The 6,282-nt window shown below is 44.0% G+C and carries 5 protein-coding genes; 3 read left to right on the forward strand and 2 right to left on the reverse strand.

Annotation, left to right across the window (positions count from 1 at the left end; translation table 11 throughout):
* On the forward strand, positions 1–547 hold a 547-nt coding region (locus VF500_RS04610), incomplete at its 5' end, for an AAA family ATPase (protein ID WP_330858556.1).
* Between the two features lie 204 nt (positions 548–751).
* Here the strand turns inward: VF500_RS04610 and VF500_RS04615 are convergent.
* Complete coding sequence (locus VF500_RS04615; RefSeq protein ID WP_121231166.1) at positions 752–1,429, reverse strand: LolA family protein; 678 nt, start codon at positions 1,427–1,429, stop codon at positions 752–754.
* A 69-nt stretch (positions 1,430–1,498) separates the two neighbouring features.
* Entirely contained in the window at positions 1,499–4,108 is a 2,610-nt protein-coding gene (locus tag VF500_RS04620) for a DNA translocase FtsK (RefSeq protein ID WP_330858557.1), read from the reverse strand.
* A 274-nt stretch (positions 4,109–4,382) separates the two neighbouring features.
* On the opposite strand from VF500_RS04620, the gene VF500_RS04625 reads away from it, so the two are divergent.
* On the forward strand, positions 4,383–5,030 hold the full coding sequence (locus VF500_RS04625) for an ankyrin repeat domain-containing protein (RefSeq protein WP_330858558.1): 648 nt from the start codon (positions 4,383–4,385) through the stop codon (positions 5,028–5,030).
* Between the two features lie 117 nt (positions 5,031–5,147).
* On the forward strand, positions 5,148–6,131 hold the full coding sequence (locus tag VF500_RS04630; RefSeq protein ID WP_330858559.1) for a GlxA family transcriptional regulator: 984 nt from the start codon (positions 5,148–5,150) through the stop codon (positions 6,129–6,131).
* Positions 6,132–6,282: the final 151 nt, after the last annotated feature.

Below are 6,282 nucleotides of genomic sequence, written 5' to 3' on the forward strand. Positions count from 1 at the left end.
CTGCATTATGCACATCAACATCTTCGGTGCTTCAGGCTCAGGAGTAACCACACTCGGCCAGGCTTTGAGCAAAAAGCTGGGCTATCCATATTTCGATAGCGATCATTATTTCTGGTACCCCTCTGATCCACCTTTTACTGAGCGGAGACCTCCTGAAGAAAGAAATACTTTGATCAACAAAGAAATGGCCGGCAACGAAAGTTGGATCCTTGGCGGTTCTGTGATCAACTGGAATAATAACTGGCAGTTTAACCTGTCAGTATTTTTATACATCCCGCAGGAGCTAAGGCTTCAACGATTAAAGGACAGGGAACATGAACGCTACGGCGATATTATCTATACAGATAAAGAACGAAACCGTCTTTACAATGAGTTTATTGAATGGGCTCGTGGATATGATGAGCTTATTACCAACAGCCGGAGTTTACATTCGCATAAAAATTGGATGAACAATCTTAAAACGCCTTTACTGGTTATTGAAGGGGATACAACGGTTGAAGGAAGGGTAGAGGCTGTTTTAAAGAAAATTGAGGAGTTAAGTTTGTAACTCTTTGCCGCCGCTCGCCTCCTGGCGAGTGGCAACTATCCCACGGCGTCCCGCCGCCGGGATTAAATAAATCAGGTGCTCAACGCAGGCCAGAGGCCTGGCAATAGTTGCCACTCGCCAAGAGGCGAGCGGCGGCTGAGGCAAAATAATTTAAATAAAAAAGCGGAAGATAAGCTCTTCCGCTTTAAAATATCTCAGATCTAACTATCTCAAATCCACGAGCTCAACACCCGGGTGTCCTTTGGCATCCCATGCAAAAGTAGCGTCAGGAGCGGGTACGTTAGGGGTAAAGGTGCGCACGGTATAAGTATACCTATTGCCGTTCTTATCAAACAGTAAAGCGCTATAGATCTGTTTTTTTACTTTATCGATAGTCAGCTTCACTTTAAAAATGGCTTTTTTATCATCTTCGGGTGTAAGCTCAATGTTTTGGTAAGCTTTGCCGGCTATCTTTTGCTCGCCGGTATACAGGTATTTAAAGCCTTTTTCGTACATGGTGAAAATCTGGGCAGGGTTGCTCAGGCCGTCGCCGCCCTTATCGGCATCGCTTACCTGTACCTCTTTATCTTTTTTAAGATAGGTCCACTGGCTTTTGCCGTCGCTCATGATCTCTTTATCAACTTCGGGTTTTGCAGCCGAATTATAGAGTGTAACCCGGTATTTACCGGTTTTTGCTTTTGAGATTAGTGTGCCGGTTTGTGTTTCTTTGATATTGGCCTGCTGGTTATTTAAGCTAAAGGTAAAATCAGTTTTAATAACATCATATGACCGGTATTTCTGGCTTACCTGGTTTAAAATGGCTTTTGCCTGGCTGTCTTTCTGTGCAAAAGCGGTGCTGTATGTACTTATTGCTAAAATGGTATATGCTATGATCTTTTTCATTCAGTTTTATTCAACAACAACTATTATCATTAATAGTTATTTGTTTAGAGTAATTAAATTGGGCTTGGTTTAATCTTTAATAGGTTTTTGAAGCGTTTCGAGGTAGCGTTCAAGGCTATACTCGTCAGGATAAAGCACGTCACGGGCTTTGCTGCCTTCAAATGGGCCTACAATTCCGGCAGCTTCCAACTGGTCAATGATTCGACCGGCGCGGTTATAGCCCAGCTTCATTTTGCGCTGTATGAGTGATGTTGAGCCCTGTTGGTGCAATACAATCAAACGTGCGGCATCCTCAAACATCGGGTCGCGGTCATCAGGATCATATTCTTTGGCACCACTGCTAGCTTCACCTTCGCCAACGTATTCGGGCAGGTACATAGCCGATGGGTAACCTTTCTGGTTACCGATAAAATCAGATATGGCTTCAACCTCCGGCGTATCCACAAAGGCGCACTGCAAACGGATCAAATCGCTGCCTGTTGAGAACAGCATATCCCCGCGACCGATCAGCTGATCGGCGCCGCCTGCATCAAGGATAGTACGTGAGTCGATTTTGGAAAGTACCCGGAATGCCAGCCTTGACGGGAAGTTGGCTTTGATGGTACCTGTAATGATATTAACCGAAGGTCGCTGTGTGGCAATAACCAAATGGATCCCCACCGCACGGGCCAGCTGCGCAATACGGGCAATAGGCATTTCCACCTCTTTACCGGCAGTCATCATCAAATCGGCAAACTCGTCAATCACCAGCACTATAAATGGCAGGTAACGGTGTTTTTCCGGATCGCTGATCTTGCGGTTCACAAACTTGGCATTATACTCCTTGAGGTTACGTACCTGCGCATCTTTCAACAGGTCATAACGCTGGTCCATCTCAATACAAAGCGAATTGAGGGTATTTACCACTTTTTTAGTATCAGTGATAATGGCGTCGCCGTCATCAGGCAGTTTGGCCAAGAAGTGTCTTTCTATCTTGCGGAACAGTGTAAGCTCCACCTTTTTGGGGTCAACCAGTACAAATTTGAGTTCGGCAGGATGTTTTTTATACAACAACGATACCAGGATGGCGTTAATACCAACCGATTTACCCTGACCAGTGGCACCCGCAACCAATAAGTGGGGCATCTTGGCCAAATCAGCAATAAATACCTCGTTTGATATGGTTTTACCTAAAGCGATAGGCAAGTCCATCGTAGTGTTCTGGAATTTTTCGGTAGATAGGATAGAGCGCATCGAAACCATTTCGGGGTTCTGGTTAGGCACTTCAATACCTATGGTACCCTTGCCCGGCATAGGGGCAATGATGCGGATTCCCAAAGCTGCTAAGCTTAATGCAATATCATCCTCCAGGTTTTTGATCTTGCTGATCCTCACACCTGGAGCGGGAATGATCTCATATAAAGTAACTGTTGGGCCGATGGTGGCCTTGATCTTATCGATCTCGATGTTATAGTGGTTAAGCGTTTCAACAATTTTGTTTTTGTTGGCTTCCAGTTCTTCGGCATTAACCGAGATCTTGTTTGAACCATGGTTTTCCAATAGCTCAAGGTGAGGCAGCTTGTATGAAGCAAGGTCAAGCTTGTGGTCATATATACCAAACTGGCTTACCAGGTCATTTGCTTTTTCGTTATCGGTTTTTTCAACGCTTAGCTCGGGTAAAGGCCTGTTGGTATCAATGGTAAGTGGAATCTCTTCCTCTTCTTCGGGTTCGTGCTTGATCGTATTTTCAGGACGTAAAACCACCGGTTCATGATATTCAGGCATTTGCTCCATGGGCGGTTGCCGTAAAGGATCCGGCCTAAAGGGTTCCTGTACCATTGGCTCGGGCATGATGCTGCTTACATGAGTTTCGCGGATCTTGTTATTGCCCCGCGGCCATTCAAGCGGCGTTGATGGTTCTTCGTCAAGCAGTTCAACAGGTTCTGGCGCTATCTCATCAACTTCCATAGCCGCAACTGTGCGTCTTTTGCGCTGAGGTATTTTAAAGTCGATATTGTAGGCTATCACTAATACGGTAAGTGCCAAAAACACCAGCAGACCGCCGGTGCCGGCCTCGCCTATCTGCGCAGCCAGTAAACGATTGCTCCAAAAGCCGAAACCACCTTCAAGGTAGTGCGGATAATCAATTATAAATGAATGAAAATAAGCTATCGCTACCGAAATAAAAACAATGCTGAATAACGAATAGGCTAATGTTTTGCGGATAGAAAATAGCCTGGCCTTAAAAAGCAGGCGGTATCCCACAACAAAAAACACAAAAACAAATATGAACGAGGCCACGCCAAACCACTCGTAAATAAACTGGTTTGACAATAATGCGCCAAACTTGCCCAGCCAGTTTTGTGCCCTTATGGTTGGATCGCTCAGGTCGGCAATTTCATGAACTGTGGTACCGGTTGATAGGTTATGCCAGCCGCCGTTTGTTTTTGAAATATAGCTTTGATCTTCCTGCCAGGTGAACAGGTACGATGTAAAAGCGATAAGAAAGAAAATGGATAATAACAGTGAAAACAAGCCTGCTATTTTAACAGCCTTGCCATTTTCGTAGTCAAAGTCAAAGCTGGGCAGTTTAGGTAATTTCCTGCCTTTCACCCGTTCCTGTTCGGCCTTGCCGGTTTGGCGAGGCTGATTTTCTCCCTTGAAATTATTTGATCTAAACTGGTTTCCTTTTGCCGGCATCCTGATGTAACAATCGTTTATGTGCAAACTTACGTAAAATTTCACCTATGTAAACTTTGCTGTTACACCCGGTAAATATTTTATATAAGATTCATTAGCCCGCCAAAAATTACAGGCCGAATGAATATAAAGTTAACAGATTATATAACTTATTGGTAACATTTTTAATTTTTTAGTATAATTGAAAAACAACATTTACCCGTAACATAAAACGTAACTTTAACAAAGTACGTACAATAGCTGCGTAATAGTAAACGCTTTACTTAACTAAGTAATGAGCATAGAAAGACTGGAAGAATACATTGCATCTGCCGATTTAGATAGTATCAACACCCTGCTTGGCCGCGACCGGGCATTGGCCACCCAAAAAACGAGCCTTAAGGTGTCGCCGCTTATGCTTTCTTGCTATTATAAAAAGCCTGAGGTTACTAACTTATTGTTAAATTATGTAAGCGATGTTAGTTTATTTGAAGCTGCTGCCGCCGGTAAATTTGATGAGGTAGCCCACCTGGTTGGCATCAACCCTAACGCGCTTGATGACTATGCCGATGATGGCTTTACTGCCCTTGGTCTGGCCTGTTATTTCGGGCAGTTTGATGTGGCGAGGTACCTGGTGCTGAAAGGTGCAAGTGTTAATTTGCAATCAAATAACGGTTTTAACGTGTTCCCAATCCATTCGGCTGCCGCCGGAAACTATACCGAAATAGCCCGGATGCTTATTGAAAATGGCGCCAAAGTAAATGTAGTTCAACAAGCTGGTGCTACGCCACTGCATTCGGCCGCGCAAAATGGTAACCTGGAGCTGATCATCCTGCTGCTGGAAAGTGGTGCTGAGGTTTTTACCCGGATGGAAGGCGGCAAACTCCCCGCCGATCTGGCCCGCGAAAAAGGCTTTGAAGAGATAGCCGATATTTTGAGTTGATGTTTAAACGCTTAATTTTAAATTAGTTAAATAATAGGTGTTTATCACCTATTGTCGCTTTTTGGGCTTGTTGTACCCGGTGCTTTTATATATTTGTAATAACCTGAATTATAACAAATGAAAGAAATAGCGCTGCTTATTCACGAGGATATTAATCTTTCAACCATAGCGGGCGTGTTGGATATGGTGAGGCATACTAACCGTTTTTTGGTAGAAAGCGGCAAAACCGAAGCCTTTAGCGTAATACTTGTAGGCGAAAAAATAAACAATAACCTGCTTTATTTCCCTGCACAGTTTACCGGTTTTAAAACCATTGATGAGATCAAGGATATCGATTTGGTAATAGCCCCGGCGTTTTACGGTCCGCCGGATCTGGTGATGCGTAAAAACAAAAACCTGATCGACTTTATAAGGAATATGTATGATAAAGGCGCGGAAGTAGCCAGTTTGTGTTTTGGTAGCTATTTTTTAGCCGAGGCAGGAGTACTTGATGGTAAACCCTGTACTACACACTGGGTTGCTGTTGATGATATGAAGCGCAGATACCCCAAGGTAGATATTTTACCCGATATGGTAACCACCGATAAAGACGGTACTTATACCAGCGGAGGGGCCTTTTCAAGCATGAACCTGGTATTATATCTTATTGAAAAATATTGCGGCAGGGATACAGGCATTTGGGCCAGTAAAATGTTTTCGCTGGATATTGACCGTACCAGCCAGGCGCACTTCAAGGTATTTGAAGGGCAGCACCAGCATGAAGACCAGGAAATCATGCGCTCGCAGCTGTTTATTGAAAATAATTATCACCTGTCTATTTCGGTAGAGGAGATTGCCGGCCAAACCAATATGAGCAAGCGGAACTTCATTCGCCGTTTTAAAAGTGCCACGCAAAATACCCCGATGGAATACCTGCAAAAGGTAAAGATAGAATCGGTAAAAAAAGGACTGGAGAAAACCAACCATAACATCAGCGAATTGATGTATAAGGTTGGCTATAATGATTTGAAGACATTCAGGAAGATCTTTAAACGGATAACGGGATTAACCCCGCAGGATTACCGGAGTAAATATTGCAGGAGGGCGGTGTTGGAGAATTAAACTCTCCACCACGTCATTGCGAGTAACCATCAGGGGTACCTGAAAAAAAATGTAATGACGTGCCCTGCGATGAGAAGTAAGATATTTGCGGAATAAACAGGGCAAATTAGACACCCCGTATAACCCTTGGGACCTTATAGAGTCCGCTTGC

Origin of the sequence: Mucilaginibacter sp., from assembly GCF_036383575.1 — a bacterium.
Classification (GTDB): Bacteria; Bacteroidota; Bacteroidia; order Sphingobacteriales; family Sphingobacteriaceae; genus Mucilaginibacter.

What these genes read in the sequence shown, in the direction of transcription:
- VF500_RS04625 (WP_330858558.1), top strand. Translation starts at nt 4,383, where the DNA reads ATGAGCATAGAAAGACTGGAAGAATACATTGCATCTGCCGATTTAGAT.
- VF500_RS04620 (WP_330858557.1), bottom strand. Translation starts at nt 4,108, where the DNA reads ATGCCGGCAAAAGGAAACCAGTTTAGATCAAATAATTTCAAGGGAGAA.
- VF500_RS04630 (WP_330858559.1), top strand. Translation starts at nt 5,148, where the DNA reads ATGAAAGAAATAGCGCTGCTTATTCACGAGGATATTAATCTTTCAACC.
- VF500_RS04615 (WP_121231166.1), bottom strand. Translation starts at nt 1,429, where the DNA reads ATGAAAAAGATCATAGCATATACCATTTTAGCAATAAGTACATACAGC.